The organism is Intestinimonas sp., from assembly GCF_026169115.1.
Classification (GTDB): Bacteria; Bacillota; Clostridia; order Oscillospirales; family Oscillospiraceae; genus Intestinimonas.
Window position 1 is genome coordinate 19,151 of record NZ_JAPFEA010000103.1, and the last position, 16,770, is coordinate 35,920.

Genomic DNA, 16,770 nt, shown 5'->3' on the forward strand with positions numbered 1-16,770 from the left:
CAGGCTCCTTTTCAAACAGTTTGCGCAGGATGTCCGAAACTCAGTTCTGCTCCCAGTTGTGCCAGACGTTCTGAACGTCGTCGTTCTCCTCCAGCAGATCGATGAGCTTCTCCATGTTCTTGATCTCGTCCTCATTTTCCAGCTTGACATAGTTCTGGGGGACCATCTCCACAGCAGCCTGAAGGAAGGTATAGCCCTTCTCCTCCATGGCGGCCAGAACGGTGCCGAACGCATCGGGGTCGGTGTAGACCTCAAAGGTCTCTTCCTCGGACTGCATATCGTCGGCGCCGGCGTCCAGCGCGTCCATCATGACGGTATCCTCGTCCAGATCTTCCTTTTCAATGACGATCACACCCTTGCGGTCAAAGGACCAGGACACGCAGCCGGTAGCGCCCAGGCCCTTGCCGTACTTGTCCAGCAGATGGCGGACCTCGGGCGCAGTACGGTTGCGGTTATCGGTGAGGGCGTCCACGATCACGGCTACGCCGGAGGGGCCATAGCCCTCGTACACCACATTCTCATAGCTGTCGGTGTTGCCGGAGCCCAGCGCCTTGTCGATGGTGCGCTTGATGTTGTCGTTGGGCATGTTGGCGGCCTTGGCCTTGGCGATGACGGTGGCCAGGCGGGAGTTGTTGTTGGGGTCGCCGCTGCCGCCCTGCTTCACCGCCACGATCATCTCGCGGGCGATCTTGGTGAAGATCTGAGAACGCTTTGCATCGGCAGCGCCCTTAGTCTTCTGGATATTATGCCACTTGGAATGTCCTGACATTGGATTCGTCCCCTTCTAAATTCTCAAAAATGCGGTTATATTTTACCACAAAACCTGATTTGATTCAAGTCCTAGCGATAAGAAAATACCTCTCTGTGCCGCCGGGTGAGGAGGACCTCCACCTGGGGAAAAGCCTTGCGGAGGGCATCGGCCAGGATGGGGCAGATCACATGCTCAGTGGGATAGTGTCCGGCATCAATGAGGTTGAGCCCCATATCTCTGGCATCCAGGAACTGGTTGTATTTGACGTCAGAGGTAACAAAGGTATCACATCCCAGGGCCAGCGCCTGCGGCCCCATATCCCCACAGGCCCCGCCACCCACTGCGACCCGACGCACCGGGCGACCGGCGTCCACATACCGAACGCCATTGGCGCCCAACGTCTCTTTTACAAAGGCGGCGTAGTCCGCCGCAGAGGAGGGCGCACCGGCAGCGGCAGCGCCGACCCGTCCGATCCCAATGGGGCGGCCCTCCCGGTCAAGGCCGGAGGGCTCCAGAACCACTGTGTCGGTGAGACCCAGTCGGGCTGCCAGCGCATCGTTGACGCCTCCCACAGCGACGTCCAGATTGGTATGGGCACAGATGGCCGCGATGCCCTTTTCGGTCAGCGCCAACAGGGTCCGGCCCACCGGATCTCGCTCGGTGATGGATTTGACGGGATGGAAGATCACCGGGTGGTGAGAGACGATGAGCTCCACACCCAGTTCTCCGGCCTCCTCCACCACCTCCTCGGTGATGTCCAGAGAGACCAGCAGGCGGTTTACCGCCCTGTCTCCCCGTCCCACCAGAAAACCGGCGTTGTCAAAGTCCATCTGGGTATCAAAGGCCGCCAAACCATCCAGAAACGCATAGATGTCCTTTACTGCTGCCATCTGTCCCACTCCTCCTTCATCTTATTGAGTCCTGTCAGCACTTCCTCCAGACGGGGCAGCTTTTCCAGGTCCTCCGGTCGGGTGGAACGGCGCAGACCCTCCACCATGCCGGCCACCCGACCACAGAGGCGGTCCAGGTAGGTCCCGCGCAGCGGGGCTTCCATGCCGCGGTACTGGCGGCCCGCCCACTCTTCCGCAGGCGTCATGGGCACCATGGAGCCCGGAATGGCGGTGATGACCACATAGATGGTCCTGCCCTCCCCCACCAGCTCCTCATGAATGATCCGAAAGCCGCTGCGCCACAGCCATCCCCGCAGGTCCTCCACTGAGGTCATGGGCTGGAGGAGGAATGTATGCCCGCCCGAGGCCGCCCAACGGCAGGCACTCAGAATGGCGGCGATGGTCTCCCCGCCCATGCCGGCGATGGCACATACGTCGATCTCCTCCCCGCGGATCGGGGCAAGGCCATCCCCCAGACGGAAAGAAAGCTGGTCCGTCAAAGCATGGCGGCGGGCGGTCTCCCTGGCCTGTTCCAGTGGGCCCTCCCGCAGGTCGCTGGCGATGGCGCTTTGAATGATTCCCTGCTCCAGCAGCCACACCGGAAGCCGGGCATGGTCGGTCCCCACGTCGGCAAAACGGGCCCCCTGCGGCACCTGCCGGGCCAGGGCCAGCAGCCGGGGCGTAAGTTCAATGGGTCGCACCCTCTTCTCTCCTCTCCACAGATCTCTGAACACAAAAACGGAGCGGCCTCAGCCGCTCCGTCTCGCGCTGTGTCAGTTGGCGGCGGGGACGATGGAGTTGATCTTCTCCAGGAGAGCATCAACATCCACGCCGTGGACCATGCAGGCCTGCTCCACGGTCTCACCCCGGGAAGAGGGGCAGCCCAGGCAATGCATCCCGATGGACAGGAACACAGGGGCAGTCTCGGGAGCGATGTCCAGGATGTCGCCGATGATGGTATCCTTGGTAATGGTAGCCATAAAAATAAACCTCCAAAAAGCTAGGATTTGGGTATGCTTTAGTATACCCCATTATGCCTCATTTTTCAATAGGAAAAGACTGATTTCTCAAGAAAGAAAAAAGAGACGCCCACAGGCGTCTCTTTTTCAAGCCGTATGAAATTAGCGGCCCTGCTCCTCCCGCATACGGGCGAAGCACTCGCTGCAGTAAACAGGACGATCGGACTTGGGCTCGAAGGGAACCTTCGCCTCGCCGCCGCAGGCAGCGCAGGTAGCGGTGAAGTACTCGCGGGGGCCACGGGCAGCGGCCTTGCGGGCGTCACGGCAGGCCTTGCAGCGCTGGGGCTCGTTCTGGAAACCGCGCTCAGCGTAGAACTCCTGCTCACCGGCGGTGAACACGAACTCCTGGCCGCATTCCTTGCATACAAGTGTCTTGTCTTCGTACATGATCTTTTCCCTCTCTTTGACTGATTGCCCAGGTCCGGAATAAACCGATGGTGCTGGGACTGTAATATTGCGTTCAGCCTTTGCTGAAATCGCCGGAAGAAATGTGCCGTGCGACCTTGCGTCGGATGCGCTGCACGGCGTTGTCCACCGCTTTCGGGGACCGGTCTACCTGAACCGCGATCTCCGCGTAAGAATACCCCCGGAGAAAGAGGGTCAGGATCTTTGCCTCCAAGCCGGATAGCTGTCCCTTGAGCGTCCCAAGACGCTCCCGGCGCTCTTCCCTGCTGATATACATATCTTCGGGATTCTGCAAAGGTGGCCGGGATGCGGCAAATGGATAACGGTCGGTGTTCCCATCAAAAAGAGGGGTTTCATAAGAGACATAATGGTTGAGTGGGTTATGCTTATCTCTGGCTGCCGCCCGGATGGCGGAGAGGATCCGATTTCGGATGCAGGTCTCGGCATAGGTGCGGAAACTGCTCCCCCGATCGGGGAGAAATTCCCGGATGGCACTCAGCAGACCCATCATGCCCTCCTGAATGAGGTCTTCACTATCTCCGCCCGCCAGGAAATAGGGCCGGGCACAAACGCGCACCAGCCGGTGATAGCGTACCGCAAGGATCTCTTCCGCCATGCGGTCACCCAAAGCGGCCTGACGACACAGCGTCTCATCCGAAAGCATAGTTTGGTCAGTGTCTGCTGATCTCATTCCAAGACTCCTTGACTATTATAGGTCGAAAGCATCCCTTGTGTCAAGCGTTTATGCAGATTATTTTAGCGTTTTCCCTAAAATCAAAGGGTTTTTATGAGATTTGCCAGTCGGTGTGCGCAGGCGTCGGCAATCTCTGCGGTCTCTGCCTCCACCATGACCCGGACCAGAGCCTCGGTACCGGAGGGACGCACCAGGATGCGCCCGTTGCCGGCCAGAGCCTGTTCCCCTCCGGCAATGGCCTCCTTCAGTGTGTCCGAGGCCATGATGGACTGTTTCTGGGCATTGTCAGCCACGGCTACATTGACCAATACCTGGGGGTACTGGCGACAGTCGGCCACCAGCTCAGATGCCTTGCACCCGGAAGCCTTGAGGATACGCAGGAACTGAAGCGCAGTGAGCTGGCCATCCCCGGTGGTGGAATGCTCCAGGAAAATGGTATGGCCCGACTGCTCGCCGCCCAGAACATAGCCGTCCCGCAGCATCCGCTCCAGCACGTTTCGGTCTCCCACATCGGTGCAAACTGCCTGCATGCCGTTCTCTGCAAAGAAACGGTGGAGTCCAATGTTGGACATGACGGTGGCTACGACGGTGTTGCCGGGCAGTTTTCCCTGCTCCTTGAGGGCGCGGCCACAGGCGGCCATGATCTGATCGCCGTCAATGGGAATGCCCATCTCGCTGACGGCCAGGAAGCGGTCTGCATCTCCGTCAAAGGCCAGACCCAGGTCATAGCTTCCCGCCTTTACCATGGCAGCCAGACCGTCCATGTGGGTAGAGCCGCAGTTGGTATTGATGTTCACCCCGTCAGGGTCGGCGTTGATGATATCGCAGTGGAGGCCGTCAAAGCGGTCAAAGAGCTCCGGCGCGGTGGCGGAGGAGGCCCCATTAGCGCAGTCCACCAGGATGCGGAGCCCGTCCAGGCCATCGGGGACCGTAGAGACCAGATGGTCGATATAATCGTCCCGGGCGCTCTCATCGGCATAAATGACCCTGCCGATGCCGTCGTGGGTCTTGAGTGGCAGACGCTCCACTTCTCCAGAGAGGATCAATCCCTCAATTTCCCCCTCCAGCTCGTCGGAGAGCTTGAAGCCCTTTCCGTTGAAGATCTTGATGCCATTGTGCTCAAAGGGATTGTGGGAAGCCGAGATGACCACACCGGCGGCGGCCTTCCGGTCCACCGTCACCCAGGCCACGGCGGGCGTGGGGATGACGCCCAGGTGGAGCACATCGGCGCCAGCCGAGCACAGTCCCGCCACAAGGGCCCCCTCCAGCAGGTCGGAAGAGATACGGGTGTCCTTGCCGATGGCCACCAGGGGCTTACGTCCCTCCTCCCCCCGAAGGACCTGAGCCGTAGCCAGTCCCACCTTATATGCCAGCGTGGCGTCCAGCCCGGCATTGACCACGCCGCGGATGCCATCGGTACCAAATAACTTACCCATATATGATCACCTTTTCTTTCCGAATTGGTCAAACTCTTTTTTCAGCGCCTGCTCCACGGGAAAGATACTGCCCAGAAGTACTACCGTTTGGACCAGCGCCACAGCGCCGCACCACAAACCCACCGTTCCGGTATCCGCGCCCAGCACGGGCAGCATGACCAGCGCACTCAGCGGCAACAGAACCAGCCCCAGCCGGAACCACAGCCTGCCGCAGGTGCGGTGGGCAAAGTCCCAGGTAGACTGGTTCTTCATGGATCGGGCGGTACGGTAGCCATACAGGTCGTTGATGGTTTTGGGCGGTCTGGTCAGAAAGTGCCGCCCCAGGAGAAGCATAACAACGGGGATCAGCAGATCCATGCAAAGGCAAAACAGCCAGAACAGCATGGGTACACACCTCAAAAGCTCAGCTGGTCCATGCCCATCCCGCCGGGGACGGACAGGCCCAGGTGCTCATAGGCCCGCCGGGTGACGCAGCGTCCCCGGGGTGTCCGGGTGAGGAAGCCCATCTGCATGAGGTAGGGCTCATAGACGTCCTCCAGGGTGACGGCCTCTTCATTGATGGTGGCAGCCAGGGTCTCCAGCCCAACCGGACCGCCGCCATAGTGCTCAATAATAGAGTGGAGCATCCGCCGGTCGATGGCGTCCAATCCCAGGTGATCCACTTCCAGAGCGGTAAGGGCCTCGTCGGCCACCTTGCGGGTAATGACGCCCCCTGCTTTCACCTGGGCAAAGTCCCGGACCCGCCGCAGCATCCGGTTGGCGATGCGGGGGGTACCCCGGCTGCGCTTGGCGATCTCCATAGCGCCTTCCTCCTCAATGGGCACCTCCAGAATACCTGCCGAACGGGTGACGATGCGGGCAAGCTCCTCCGGGGTGTAAAGCTCCAGCCGCAGGGTGACGCCGAACCGGTCACGCAGGGGGGCGGAGAGCTGCCCGGCCCGGGTGGTGGCGCCGATGAGGGTAAACCTGGGCAGGTCCAGACGGATGGAGTTGGCGGACGGCCCCTTGCCGATGATGATATCGATGGCAAAGTCCTCCATAGCGGGATACAGAATCTCCTCCACCGAGCGGTTGAGCCGGTGGATCTCGTCTACAAAGAGGATGTCGTTTTCCGCCAGATTGGTGAGGAGGGCGGCCAGGTCACCGGGCTTCTCGATGGCCGGGCCGGAGGTGATGCGGATGTTGACCCCCATCTCATTGGCAATGATGCCGGAGAGGGTGGTCTTGCCCAGGCCGGGCGGGCCGTGGAGGAGCACATGGTCCAGCGGCTCGCTGCGCATCTTGGCCGCCTGGATAAAGACCTCCAGATTGCCCTTGGCCTTCTCCTGGCCGATGTATTCCCGCAAAGTCTTGGGGCGCAGCGAGCCCTCATTCTCGTCCTCCCGGGTGAGGGAGGTGGTCACCAGCGGGGCTTCGGTCTCAAAACCACCGCTGTCAGAAAAATCAATGCTCAATGTCTCACTTCCCTTTCAGGAGTCAGTCCCATGTATATGTGAATAGACCTCAGGCAGCTCTTCCGGCTCAGGCGGACGGGCCTGACTGCGCAGTTCTTCTGTACAGGCGTTGAACATCTGGTAGTTGCGGCGTGCAGTCTTTAACGGGACTGCATTGTAATCTCCGATTTCCTCCGGGCGCTCCGACGCCCAGGGGTCATCCGTCCAACAGCAGACCGGGCAGAGCTCATAGCTGCCCAGCGGTGTGCTCAGTGTATAATTGCCGCAGCAGGGACATGGACGTCTCTCCTCCGTTGTTCCTTCGTTTCCAATGGGGTCAGGCTCAGGTCTCCAGCTGTCCAGCAGCTCCGCCACACAGTCCAGAAAAGCGCCCTCGCCCAAGGTATTGATCTTAAAGATCACGGCCTGACTGCCGCCGGAGGTGATGGCAGAGAGAAAGAGGTCCCTCCCCTCCCCCACTAAAGTGAGGTTGAGGCTCACCCGGTTGCCGCCGATCATGCTGTACCGCTCATAGACCCGGACGGCACAGCGCAGGCCGCCGGCGCTGCGATGATCGCTTCCGTCTTCGTAGCTGGCTGAGGCGCTTCCGTTGAGGAGCCCTCGATGGAGATGCTCCAGGAAAGCGTCAAAGTCTCCGGTGAGGTGCCGTTCCAGCTTGGCCACGAATGACTCCCCCTTCCCTATCCCTTCACCATTTTCTTGAGGGCCTGTTTGATGATGTCTTCCAGACGAAGGGCCTCCAGATCAATGCCCTTGAGGGCCATACCGATCTCGGCCTGGGAGTAGCCCAACACGGCCAGGGCGGCGGCCGCCTCAGAGGATTTGTTCTCCGGGATAACGGTAACTCCGGTGCCGCCGTAGCTCTCCCCGCCGGGGGCGATTTGCCCCTTGGCCAGCTTATCCTTCAACTCCAGGATGACCCGCTGGGCGATCTTCTTTCCGATGCCCGGGGCCACGGTGAGGGCCTTTTCATCCCCGGTGATGATACTCATGGCCAGGGTCTCGGGTGTGCTGGAGGATAGGATAGAGAGCGCCGCCTTCGGCCCCACCCCGGACACCCCGATGAGGAGCTGAAAGCAGTTGCGCTCATTTTCGGTGAAGAAGCCATAGAGCTCCATGGCGTCCTCCCGGACGTTGAGGTAGGTGTAGAGTCTGGCCGTCTCCCCTTTTTTCAGCTGGGCCAGGGTGTTGTTGGTGGTACGGCAGGCATAGCCTACCCCGCCGCAGTCGATGACAGCCAGATAGGGCGCCATGTGTGCCACGGTTCCGTTGACATAGTAAAACATGCTGTTACCGCCTTATGTGTCGTTCTAACCTCTGTTGCGCACGGCATACCGCCCGCTGCCCGGGGTGGCCGGGTCCAGGACGGCCAGACGCGAGACAGCCGAGCGGGCGTGACAAAGGGCGATGGCCACCGCGTCGGCGGCGTCGTCCGGCTTGGGTACCGTTTGAAGGCCCAGAAGCCGCTTGGTCATCTCCATGACCTGCCGCTTCTCCGCCTTGCCATAACCCACCACAGCCTGCTTGACCTGGGAGGGCGAATACTCGAAAATGGGGACGCCCGCCCGTTCTGCTGCCGTCAGGATGACCCCCCGGGCCTGGGCCACGCCGATGCCGGTGGTGACATTGTTATTGAAGAAAAGCTCCTCCACAGCCATGGCCTGCGGCCGGAAAACAGACAGGAGCTGCGCCATATCGTCCTCGATCTGGAGCAGCCGGGCCGGCAGGGGCTGCCCGGCAGGCGTCGTGATGGCCCCACAGCGAAGCAGCCGCTGCCGCCCCCGCTCCGACTCCAAAACGCCGAAGCCGACAATGGCAAAGCCGGGATCGATGCCTAATATAATCATGATATCCTCCAAAGGTTTATACATGATTTATTGTACCACGGCAGACAGAACAGCGCAACCCGGAAAAGCGGTTCAGACGCAGCAGAGCGCCCGGACATTTCATCCGGGCGCTCTGCTGTTAGAAGGAAAGGACTCCTGAGCATCCTCATATTCCATATTATGCGCGTGGATGGGCTTTGATATAGACGTCCTTCAACTTTTGAGTCACCAGTTGTGCATAGATCTGTGTCGAAGAGAGATCCGCGTGTCCCAGCATCTCCTGAATGGAGCGCAGATCCGCTCCGTTTTCCAGCAGATGGGCGGCAAAGGAGTGGCGCAGGGTGTGGGGTGTGATCTCCTTTTCGATCCCCGCCTTTTCCTGATAGTACTTGATGATCTTCCAAAAGCCTTGACGGGACATCCGCTTCCCCGCCATATTCACAAAAAGGGCCTGTTCCGTTGGGGACTCCAGCAGCTGGGGCCGCACCTCCCGAAGGTACTCTGCAAGGGCCTGGACGGCGGCGGCATACAGGGGAATGATCCGCTCCTTCCCCTTCCCTTTCCCGGCACAGCGGAGAAAACCGCCGGAGAGGTTCAAATCGTCGGTGTTCAGCTCAATCAACTCACTGACCCGAATCCCGGTCGCATACAGGAGCTCCAGCATGGCATGGTCCCGACAGCCCTTGAGATCCGTGCGCTCAGGCTGCTCCAGGAAGATCTCTACCTCCTTGCTGGTGAGGATCTGCGGCAACTTCCGTTCCACTTTGGCTGGCGCTACCCCGCGCGCCGGATTGACCGCTGCCTCCCCGATCCGGATGAGGTAGCCATAAAAAGACTTGAGAGAGGCGGCGGCCCGCGTCACCGTTGCCACAGATTTTCCCCGGCTGGTGAGACCGCGAAGATAGCGTTCCACATCTGACCGGCCCGCCTGGGTCAGTGTCAGGCCCTCCCGCATACAGTAGTCGGCAAATTGCCGCACATCCCGCAGATAGGAGCTCAGAGTGTTGTCGGATGCTCGCTTTTCTGTTTTGAGATAGGACTCATAGCCTTTTATCTCATCCATCCGCTCTCCACCTTCCACTTCGATATCGCGGCCTCTAAAAAAGTTCTGCCACCGAGGCAAGCAGCACCGGCACCGCCCAGCATTCCAGCAGCGCGGTCAGGATCAGCCCTCCGGCGCACAGTCCTACACGCATCCAGAATGCGCGATCCCGCAGGACAACCGGCCCCCTCCCTCCGCCGGCGGTCCGTCCCGCCAGATTTAAGGCGGACAGCAGTCCCTGTACGCCCAGTACAAAAAGGACAGGCAGAGAGATGGTCCCGCTAAAACCAAACGCAAAAAAGGCCAATATGGCCCCCGCTGCGCCAAAGATGCGCACAAAAGAGGACACCGCAAAAGACAAAAGAAAGCCGCGGACCACAAAAACAGCGGGGATACCCACCACGCCCAGCACGGTAAAGCTGAGCAGGAGGGTGAGCAGGGGCCAGCGCGCCGACTCCCATAGGGCGGGTGCCAGTTCAGGCGGCACGGCGCCGCCCGTTTTGGCTGCCTCCAGATAGGCGCGTAAATAGCTGCCCAAGCTCTCCTGCCCCCCGCCGTCTACCCGGGCGGCCATCAGCAGCCCCGCCAGGGCTCCTGCCGCAAAAGCTGCGGAGAGGAGCACCAGGGCCGGCGCAGCATGCCCGGGCGGCATATCCCAAAACCTGACGATCCGCTTTCTCAACGTCTTCACCTCTCGTAAGAGCATATGAGACAAGCGTATCAAATAGGAAGGTCATCTGCCGAGCTCTTTCGACCGTTTCGTACACCGCTCCATGGCATCCAGCATCAAACCGTCAAAGTCCCGGTCATCGAAGGCGGAAAGAGAAGCCAGCGTGGTGCCGCCCGGCGAGCAGACCTGACGGCAGAGTTCCTCCGGACTCTTCCCAGACTCCAACAGCAGCCGGGCGGCGCCCTCCATCGTCTTGGCCGTGAGGGTCAGAGCCGTCTGTGCATCAATGCCCACAGAGACCGCCCGCCGGACCATGACGTCAGCCATGCGGAAAAACCAGGCGGGCGAGGACCCGTTGACATTGATGATATCGTCCATCTGACGCTCCTCAATGACCGCCACCTCGCCGGCAGCGGAAAAGAGCGCCACTACCGTCTGGAAAAGGTCCTCGGGTACGCCCTCCGCCCGGGCTACCGCCGTGGCTCCTACGCCCACCATCAGGGGCGTGTTGGGCATGGCCCGGACCACCAGAGCGCCGGGCAGGGCGCTGCGCAGAGACTCCGACGAGATCCCGGCCGCAATGGAGACCACACATTTTCCCGCCGTGATCCCCGCAAGCTCCGGGAGAACATCAGGGAACATCTGGGGCTTCACACCCAGGATGATGAGGTCGGAATGAGCGGCCACCTGAGCATTATCCGTAGTGGTATGGACGCCCTCCGCAGCGAATGGATCCAGCTTCTCCGGGTGGCGGTTGGAGAGCCATACCCGCTCCGGCTCTGTTCGCTTCTGACGCAACACACCGCGCAGGATGGCGCCGTTCATATTTCCGGCTCCAATAAACCCCAAAACCATCGTGTCCATATTGGCCATCTCTCCAGCCTCCCAGTTGTTGTAAGATAGAACATCTGCCGAAGGGCCGGCTACGGCGCTTTCGACAAACAGTACTATAAGCCACAACAGAGAACTTTTCAATTCCTTGACAGGATATTTTTTCATTTTTGGGTATTATGACAACAGATTATGTAAATTATATTATGTAAATCAATTGGATGGCAATTCGAGCCGCTTCACCTGTTAGCCAAAGATGACACAATATAATGTTCCGGCGCTTTTAGCGTCTATGATATATTGTGTTTACGTAGTGTATACGCTGTTCATCACAGCACGCGATATACAAATTGTAATCACCGCATTCCCCGCCGCACAAAAAAGCTCTTACCTTCTGCGCCGCTTCCGTTTCGGCCTGGCGCACAGGAGCCCGGCGGCAGCGCCGCCGCATAGGCAGCCGGACAACAACCCCAGACCGCCCTGGTCCACACAGGCCGATTCCGGGAAAAAGAGCAGCCCTCCGGCGAGGAGCAGCAGAAAAAAGGCTCCCCCCGCCGCCAAGCCGGCCAGAAGCGCCCGGCTCCCACAGCGTTTTACGGTCAGGACACCGCCGGAGAAGCCACCGAGCACACAGGCCGCAATGGCCAGTTGATCCATGGACGCCTCCCCGAGCCAGCCATTGGAGATGCCAACGGCACACAGCAGAAGAACGACCAGACACACCGCCAGAGACAACAGTCCTCCCAGCAGGATGGAAGCCATGACCTGGAGCCATCTGACGCCCTGCTCCTCCCCTGTTTTGCGCATGAAAACACCCTCCTCGCATTGCTTCTGATGAAGCCTATGCAAAGAGGGTGCTTGTCATGCTATGGAGTTAACTCACTTGGTGGTCTCGGTGGTCTGCGCGCCCTTGGTGGAAATGGCCCACTTGGCGAACTCCACACGGACCCGGTCGGCGCCGGTCTCAAGGACAATGCTCTCCTCCTTGACCGCGCAAATGGTACCGATGATGCCACCGATGGTGGTGACCTCATCCCCAATGGTCAATTCGCTGCGCATCTTGGCCAGTTCTTTTTTCTTCTTGTTCTCAGGCCGGATCAGTAGGAAATAGAAGATGGCCAGCATGACTACCAGCATACCGATCGTAGACATCCATTCACCCAAAAGACATTACCTCCAAATGATTGATTCCTGCTTTCTTTTTCAGCTGTATCAAGGCAGTAGAGTATATTATAACGTTAATACGCATTTTTGACAAGTCTTTTGTTAAATTTATACCCTTTGCTCCAAACGGCGGCTGTACTCGGCCCGGAACTCACTGAAGCAGCCCTGATCCAGGGCCTCTCGGATGCGGCGGGTGAGCTCGTTGTAGAACCACAGGTTGTGGAGCACCGCCAGGCGCATCCCCAGCATCTCCCCTGCCGCAAAGAGGTGACGGATATATGCCCTGGAGAAGGACCGGCAGGTGGGACAATTACAGGAGGGATCAATGGGGCGGTCATCCAGCTTGTATTTCTCATTTTTGATATTGAGGGCCCCATCCCAGGTAAAGAGCTTTGCGTGACGGGCATTTCGAGCAGGCATGACGCAGTCGAAGAAGTCCACGCCACGGGCCACCCCCTCAATGATGTTGGAGGGCGTCCCCACCCCCATCAGGTACCGGGGCTTGTCCGCCGGCATGTGGGGCTCCACTGCCTCGATGATGTCATACATGGTCTGGGTGGGCTCCCCCACTGCCAGGCCGCCGATGGCATAGCCGTCGCAGTCCAGCTTGGCAATCTCCTTCATGTGCCAGACCCGCAGGTCAGGATAGGTGCCGCCCTGGTTGATGCCGAAGAGCATCTGATGGGGATTGACGGTACCTGGCAGCGCATTGAGCCGGTCATGCTCAGCCTTGCACCGCTCCAGCCAGCGGAGGGTCCGCTCACAGGAGGGCTTGACATACTCGTAAGTAGCAGGGTTCTCCACGCACTCGTCAAAGGCCATGGCGATGTCAGAGCCCAGGTTGGACTGGATGCGCATGGACTCCTCCGGCCCCATGAAGATGCGCCGGCCATCGATGTGGGAGGCGAAGGTGACCCCTTCCTCGGTGATCTTCCGCAGACCCGAGAGGGAAAAGACCTGAAATCCACCGGAATCGGTGAGGATGGGACCGTCCCAGTCCATGAACTTGTGGAGCCCGCCCATCTGCCGCACCACGTCGTCGCCGGGGCGCAGGTGGAGATGGTAGGTGTTGGAGAGTTCGATCTGACAGCCGATTTCTTTGAGGTCATGGGCGGAGACCGCTCCCTTGATGGCGCCCTGCGTCCCTACGTTCATGAAAACCGGGGTCTGGACCACCCCGCCGTGGGCACAGGAAAATTCGCCGCGCCGGGCGCGGCCTTCGGTTTTGATGACTTTGAACACGAAAAAACTCCTATTCCTTCGGCCAGGCCAGGGACCCGGCGCGGCTTTCCTTGACAACAGTTGCCATTATACCAGAGGGCTGCCGGTTTTACAACACAGAATCACAGGGCGTTTCTCTGGAACGCCCCTCCTCACGACTCCAAAAGTTCCGCAATGTAGACGGTGAGCTTATCCCCTTCAACGTCAAGGTGCCGGCGTTTGGGACACGAGTGATGACGCAGCCCTGCTAAATTTATCATTCAGCAGGGCTGCTATCATATGGCTTTTACAGGCAGATGCAGAAACGATCCAAATCCTTGTCGGTCATCTCTGCTCTGCGGAATATATCAGTATCAGACCTCGTTTTCCTGATAGGTCACGGTATTCCGGCGATCCGGACAGACCACAAAACTGACCTCCGCCATTTGCTCAAGCAGGGCGTCTGCATCATGTTCCAGCTTGTATTCCAGCTCCTCCCGGTACAGGGGGATGACCTGGTAGAAGTTGACCTCCTCGCCGCTCGGCAAAACGCAGACCTCGCCAACTTCTCCCATGTCCATGTCCTGGGGACCGATCAGAAGGCTGGCGCAGAGCTTTGTGCCTTCTGCAAAGTCCTTCTCATTGTCTATGGTATGGCCAAAGCCCAGCCAAGTGTCGCTGGCGATGGGCAGGCGGGCCAGGACCTTCAGCAGCCGGGTGGGCCAGTACCACCGCTCATCCTCCATGGATTCCCTGTCCAGCTTCCAGTCCGGCGGCAGGGCGATGACCAGCTCCGCCCGCTCCAGCTTGTACTCTGCCAGTTCCTCCGGCACATTCATCCGGTGGGCCCCCATGCCCATCGTCACCAGCGTGTAGTAGTTCCGCTCCTCAGAGGGCGGAACTACGCAGATGTCCACATGGATGTCGGGGGAAACCAGCTCATGGAACACATTCTCAAACTCACCAAAGGTGTTTTCAATGTGCTGCTCTATCGCAGACATCTCTTCCTCTGTGTAAAGCTCTGGTTCACAGTTCTCCTCCGAGGACCAGAAAGTGCCCTCCTGTTCTGTCCCGTCCGGGTTCAGGAAGATCTGGAAGTATGCGTCCTCCTCTATCAGCTTATAGAGCAGACCCATGCGGTAGTCCAGCCCTATCAGCACCGTGTCCAGGCGGGCCGCTCTGCCGTCCGGGTGCGCCCGTTCCAGCCACTGTCCACTCTGAAGCCAGCCCTTCAACTGCTCCAACCAGTCGGGATTCAGTTTGGACATTCCCGCTTCATTCATTTGGAACACCAGATCCACAGAACGGTCCTTTACTATATACGGGAACTGCGTATAGGGTGCGTTAGGCATGTACTGCTCCGGCTTGGAGCCAAAGATGCTCCAGAAGCGTTCCAGTCCATCCTCATTGACGGTGATGCAGGAGATGGCGCGTTGTTTGTCATCGGCGTCCTCGTCCAGTCCCTGCTGGAGCGTCTGGTCGGCAGCAGGGTTGATCCAATGGTATTCCATCTGCTCCAGCGGCGCACCTTGCTCGATTTCTCTTTTGAGGGTCAGGAACTCATAATCGCCCGGTTCCAGTTTCAATCCTTGTTTGACGGCATCCAGCGCACCGGTTTTATCACCAAAATGCGCCCGCAGCTTACCGACTTGCAGCCAGATCCAGGGGTAGTCCGGCTCCTCCTGGGCGCCCTTCTCCGCGTAGTTAAGTGCTTCTTCCAGCCTGCCGCAGTACATCAGAGCCACCGAATAGCGGTAGTACCAGGTAGCGCAGCCTGCGGCATTTTTCTCCGAACCCTTCATCCAGTCTGCCGCCTTGTAATAGTACCGGTACTCATCCAGATTGTTACAGGCAAAGGAATACCATAAAGCGATCTGGAGGTCCTGCTGGACCTGACGTTGGGTGAATCTCCCCTCTTGTGTGCCCCGCTCAATAAAGTCCTCCAGCCAGTGGAACATCCTGCCAAAATAGCCGGAGGTGCCCTCGTCAAAGGATTCCAGCGTTTCGATATCCTCTGCCGAGAGCAGAGACCCGGTCTCCGGGTCCACCTCCGGCTCGGTTTCCCGCTCCCACAGGCGGACCGACCCCACATCCCGGCGGAATACATGGAACACCCCATGGGCCACGTCGGACCCGGCGAAGAAATCTCTGGCCGCGTTCAGCACGGCGGGCAGGTTCCAGGCGAGGAAATCCAGATACCCATAGTACAGGCCGGTGGCTCCGCCCAGGAAGGTGACGGCGTCCTCTCCGGCGTGCGTCAGAATGGCCTCTTGCAGGGCGTCCCGGAATTGCAGGATCTGTTCGGCCCGGTTCTCTCCCGCAAATCCGTCTACCGGATAGCACAGGAAACCGGCCACGATGCCGTCTTTGTGGTACTCATCCACCATATCACTGCGGGCGGACAGATAGTCGTTGATGAGCACCGGCAGGCGGCAGCTTCCCGTATAGACATCCAGCCGCCAGTCGGCTTCCGGATCTTCCACCGGTTCCAGTTCATAGGCAATGTAGCTGTTTTCCAGATAATCTCTGCCATCCCGCCAGAGGGAGAGTCCCATGCTTTGCACCAGCTCCGGCAATTCAGAAAGGAGCTTGGCCGGTTCATCTTTCGGCTCCGCGTAAATATCAAAACCGGCAATCAGCGCGATAGCGGAAACTTCTCCGATGGTTTGATCCACCAGCATGGAGAGCGCCCACCAGACCCGGTCCGTGTCCTCTTTCAACAGTGGCGTCAGCTTTTCACAGTACAGGACCATGCTCATTTGGTTGTCCTCTGTTTTCTCTACCCACACCTGCACATCCTCGGCCCGAATTTCGATGTCTCCGGCCCGCAGCTCAAACCCCTCGCAGGGCTGACGACCTACCAAGATATTCCAATGCTCCAGTACCGATTCCGGGGCCTGCTGCTGGAAGTACACCAACGGGAACAGACGAGAGCGAAGGCCCTCCGGGCTGAGGATCAGTTCATATTTTTCGCCATTGAAGCCCAGCTCAAAGGAAGTATCACGCAGGGCCGTTTTGAGTGCGTTCCCGCATGTTTCAATCAGCTCCTCGCCCCGCTGGTGCGTTTGGTCGCTGTCCATGATCTGGCGCAGTTCCCCTTCGACCTGGGCAAAGGCTGCCCAGGCGTCCTCCGTCCTCTCCCGGAAGTTCTTCTCAAACCGGGGCAGGGCCAGACGGCGGCGGCAATCGTCTATGTACTCCTGGGTATCTTTGTCTCCGGGGCGGGCTTTTAGGGCATTTTCAAAGTAACACAGGGCGGGGCCTTCCTCATCCAGGCAGTAATAGGCCAAAGCGATTCGATAATTCCAGCAGTGATCGCCCGCAAAATACTCCTCATGGGGAGTCAGAAGTTCCAGCGCCTTTTCAAAAGGCTCCCGTTCTCCTATAT

General features: G+C 59.2%; 19 protein-coding genes. All 19 read right to left on the reverse strand.

Translation table 11 applies throughout. The features are described from left to right. Positions 1–40: 40 nt before the first annotated feature. Positions 41–769: a YebC/PmpR family DNA-binding transcriptional regulator gene (locus Q0Y09_RS09160; protein ID WP_297720650.1), complete on the reverse strand. Its 729-nt coding sequence runs from the start codon at positions 767–769 to the stop codon at positions 41–43. 71 nt (positions 770–840) lie between these two features. Beyond that, a complete protein-coding gene (locus tag Q0Y09_RS09165; protein WP_297720651.1) occupies positions 841–1,641 on the reverse strand; it encodes a Nif3-like dinuclear metal center hexameric protein in 801 nt (266 codons plus the stop codon). After that, positions 1,629–2,342, reverse strand: a complete 714-nt coding sequence (locus Q0Y09_RS09170; protein ID WP_297720652.1) for a class I SAM-dependent methyltransferase — start codon at positions 2,340–2,342, stop codon at positions 1,629–1,631. Before Q0Y09_RS09170 ends, Q0Y09_RS09165 begins: the two co-directional genes overlap by 13 nt. 72 nt (positions 2,343–2,414) lie before the next feature. After that, entirely contained in the window at positions 2,415–2,621 is a 207-nt protein-coding gene (locus tag Q0Y09_RS09175) for a DUF1858 domain-containing protein (protein ID WP_130849990.1), read from the reverse strand. A 141-nt stretch (positions 2,622–2,762) separates the two neighbouring features. Continuing rightward, the gene (locus tag Q0Y09_RS09180) at positions 2,763–3,047 is read right to left on the reverse strand and encodes a zinc-ribbon domain containing protein (RefSeq protein WP_204741194.1); all 285 of its coding nucleotides are present in this window, start codon (positions 3,045–3,047) and stop codon (positions 2,763–2,765) included. 73 nt (positions 3,048–3,120) lie between these two features. Further along, positions 3,121–3,756, reverse strand: a complete 636-nt coding sequence (locus tag Q0Y09_RS09185) for a sigma-70 family RNA polymerase sigma factor (RefSeq protein ID WP_297720653.1) — start codon at positions 3,754–3,756, stop codon at positions 3,121–3,123. Between the two features lie 83 nt (positions 3,757–3,839). Further along, positions 3,840–5,195, reverse strand: a complete 1,356-nt coding sequence (gene glmM, locus Q0Y09_RS09190) for a phosphoglucosamine mutase (protein WP_297720654.1) — start codon at positions 5,193–5,195, stop codon at positions 3,840–3,842. A 6-nt stretch (positions 5,196–5,201) separates the two neighbouring features. Further along, positions 5,202–5,552: an SdpI family protein gene (locus Q0Y09_RS09195; protein ID WP_297720655.1), complete on the reverse strand. Its 351-nt coding sequence runs from the start codon at positions 5,550–5,552 to the stop codon at positions 5,202–5,204. A gap of 38 nt (positions 5,553–5,590) precedes the next feature. Beyond that, positions 5,591–6,649 carry a Holliday junction branch migration DNA helicase RuvB gene (ruvB, locus tag Q0Y09_RS09200; RefSeq protein WP_297720656.1) on the reverse strand — a complete coding sequence of 353 codons (1,059 nt, stop codon included), beginning with the start codon at positions 6,647–6,649 and terminating at the stop codon, positions 5,591–5,593. A gap of 15 nt (positions 6,650–6,664) precedes the next feature. Continuing rightward, positions 6,665–7,312, reverse strand: coding sequence for a DUF6054 family protein (locus Q0Y09_RS13265; RefSeq protein ID WP_317380373.1), 648 nt, complete (start codon positions 7,310–7,312; stop codon positions 6,665–6,667). A 17-nt stretch (positions 7,313–7,329) separates the two neighbouring features. Beyond that, positions 7,330–7,935, reverse strand: coding sequence for a Holliday junction branch migration protein RuvA (ruvA, locus tag Q0Y09_RS09215; protein ID WP_297720657.1), 606 nt, complete (start codon positions 7,933–7,935; stop codon positions 7,330–7,332). 24 nt (positions 7,936–7,959) lie between these two features. After that, a complete protein-coding gene (gene ruvC, locus Q0Y09_RS09220; RefSeq protein ID WP_297720658.1) occupies positions 7,960–8,496 on the reverse strand; it encodes a crossover junction endodeoxyribonuclease RuvC in 537 nt (178 codons plus the stop codon). 157 nt (positions 8,497–8,653) lie between these two features. After that, complete coding sequence (xerD, locus tag Q0Y09_RS09225; protein WP_297720659.1) at positions 8,654–9,538, reverse strand: site-specific tyrosine recombinase XerD; 885 nt, start codon at positions 9,536–9,538, stop codon at positions 8,654–8,656. A gap of 34 nt (positions 9,539–9,572) precedes the next feature. Next, entirely contained in the window at positions 9,573–10,223 is a 651-nt protein-coding gene (locus Q0Y09_RS09230) for a hypothetical protein (RefSeq protein WP_297720660.1), read from the reverse strand. A gap of 27 nt (positions 10,224–10,250) precedes the next feature. Then, complete coding sequence (proC, locus tag Q0Y09_RS09235) at positions 10,251–11,060, reverse strand: pyrroline-5-carboxylate reductase (RefSeq protein ID WP_297720661.1); 810 nt, start codon at positions 11,058–11,060, stop codon at positions 10,251–10,253. 345 nt (positions 11,061–11,405) lie between these two features. Further along, positions 11,406–11,825 carry a TIGR04086 family membrane protein gene (locus Q0Y09_RS09240; protein WP_297720662.1) on the reverse strand — a complete coding sequence of 140 codons (420 nt, stop codon included), beginning with the start codon at positions 11,823–11,825 and terminating at the stop codon, positions 11,406–11,408. Between the two features lie 72 nt (positions 11,826–11,897). Further along, positions 11,898–12,155 (reverse strand): preprotein translocase subunit YajC, encoded by a 258-nt coding sequence (gene yajC, locus Q0Y09_RS09245; protein ID WP_297720663.1) that lies wholly within the window; start codon positions 12,153–12,155, stop codon positions 11,898–11,900. A 135-nt stretch (positions 12,156–12,290) separates the two neighbouring features. Next, on the reverse strand, positions 12,291–13,424 hold the full coding sequence (gene tgt / locus Q0Y09_RS09250; protein ID WP_297720664.1) for a tRNA guanosine(34) transglycosylase Tgt: 1,134 nt from the start codon (positions 13,422–13,424) through the stop codon (positions 12,291–12,293). A gap of 332 nt (positions 13,425–13,756) precedes the next feature. After that, the coding region (locus Q0Y09_RS09255) for a suppressor of fused domain protein (RefSeq protein WP_297720665.1) at positions 13,757–16,770 on the reverse strand (3,014 nt) is incomplete at its 5' end.

Excerpts from the sequence above, each read along its gene's own strand:
- Q0Y09_RS09160 (WP_297720650.1), bottom strand. The coding sequence starts at position 769 with ATGTCAGGACATTCCAAGTGGCATAATATCCAGAAGACTAAGGGCGCT.
- Q0Y09_RS09165 (WP_297720651.1), bottom strand. The coding sequence starts at position 1,641 with ATGGCAGCAGTAAAGGACATCTATGCGTTTCTGGATGGTTTGGCGGCC.
- Q0Y09_RS09175 (WP_130849990.1), bottom strand. The coding sequence starts at position 2,621 with ATGGCTACCATTACCAAGGATACCATCATCGGCGACATCCTGGACATC.
- Q0Y09_RS09180 (WP_204741194.1), bottom strand. The coding sequence starts at position 3,047 with ATGTACGAAGACAAGACACTTGTATGCAAGGAATGCGGCCAGGAGTTC.
- Q0Y09_RS09185 (WP_297720653.1), bottom strand. The coding sequence starts at position 3,756 with ATGAGATCAGCAGACACTGACCAAACTATGCTTTCGGATGAGACGCTG.
- glmM (WP_297720654.1), bottom strand. The coding sequence starts at position 5,195 with ATGGGTAAGTTATTTGGTACCGATGGCATCCGCGGCGTGGTCAATGCC.
- Q0Y09_RS09195 (WP_297720655.1), bottom strand. The coding sequence starts at position 5,552 with ATGGATCTGCTGATCCCCGTTGTTATGCTTCTCCTGGGGCGGCACTTT.
- ruvA (WP_297720657.1), bottom strand. The coding sequence starts at position 7,935 with ATGTTTTACTATGTCAACGGAACCGTGGCACACATGGCGCCCTATCTG.
- ruvC (WP_297720658.1), bottom strand. The coding sequence starts at position 8,496 with ATGATTATATTAGGCATCGATCCCGGCTTTGCCATTGTCGGCTTCGGC.
- xerD (WP_297720659.1), bottom strand. The coding sequence starts at position 9,538 with ATGGATGAGATAAAAGGCTATGAGTCCTATCTCAAAACAGAAAAGCGA.
- Q0Y09_RS09230 (WP_297720660.1), bottom strand. The coding sequence starts at position 10,223 with ATGCTCTTACGAGAGGTGAAGACGTTGAGAAAGCGGATCGTCAGGTTT.
- proC (WP_297720661.1), bottom strand. The coding sequence starts at position 11,060 with ATGGCCAATATGGACACGATGGTTTTGGGGTTTATTGGAGCCGGAAAT.
- Q0Y09_RS09240 (WP_297720662.1), bottom strand. The coding sequence starts at position 11,825 with ATGCGCAAAACAGGGGAGGAGCAGGGCGTCAGATGGCTCCAGGTCATG.
- yajC (WP_297720663.1), bottom strand. The coding sequence starts at position 12,155 with ATGCTGGTAGTCATGCTGGCCATCTTCTATTTCCTACTGATCCGGCCT.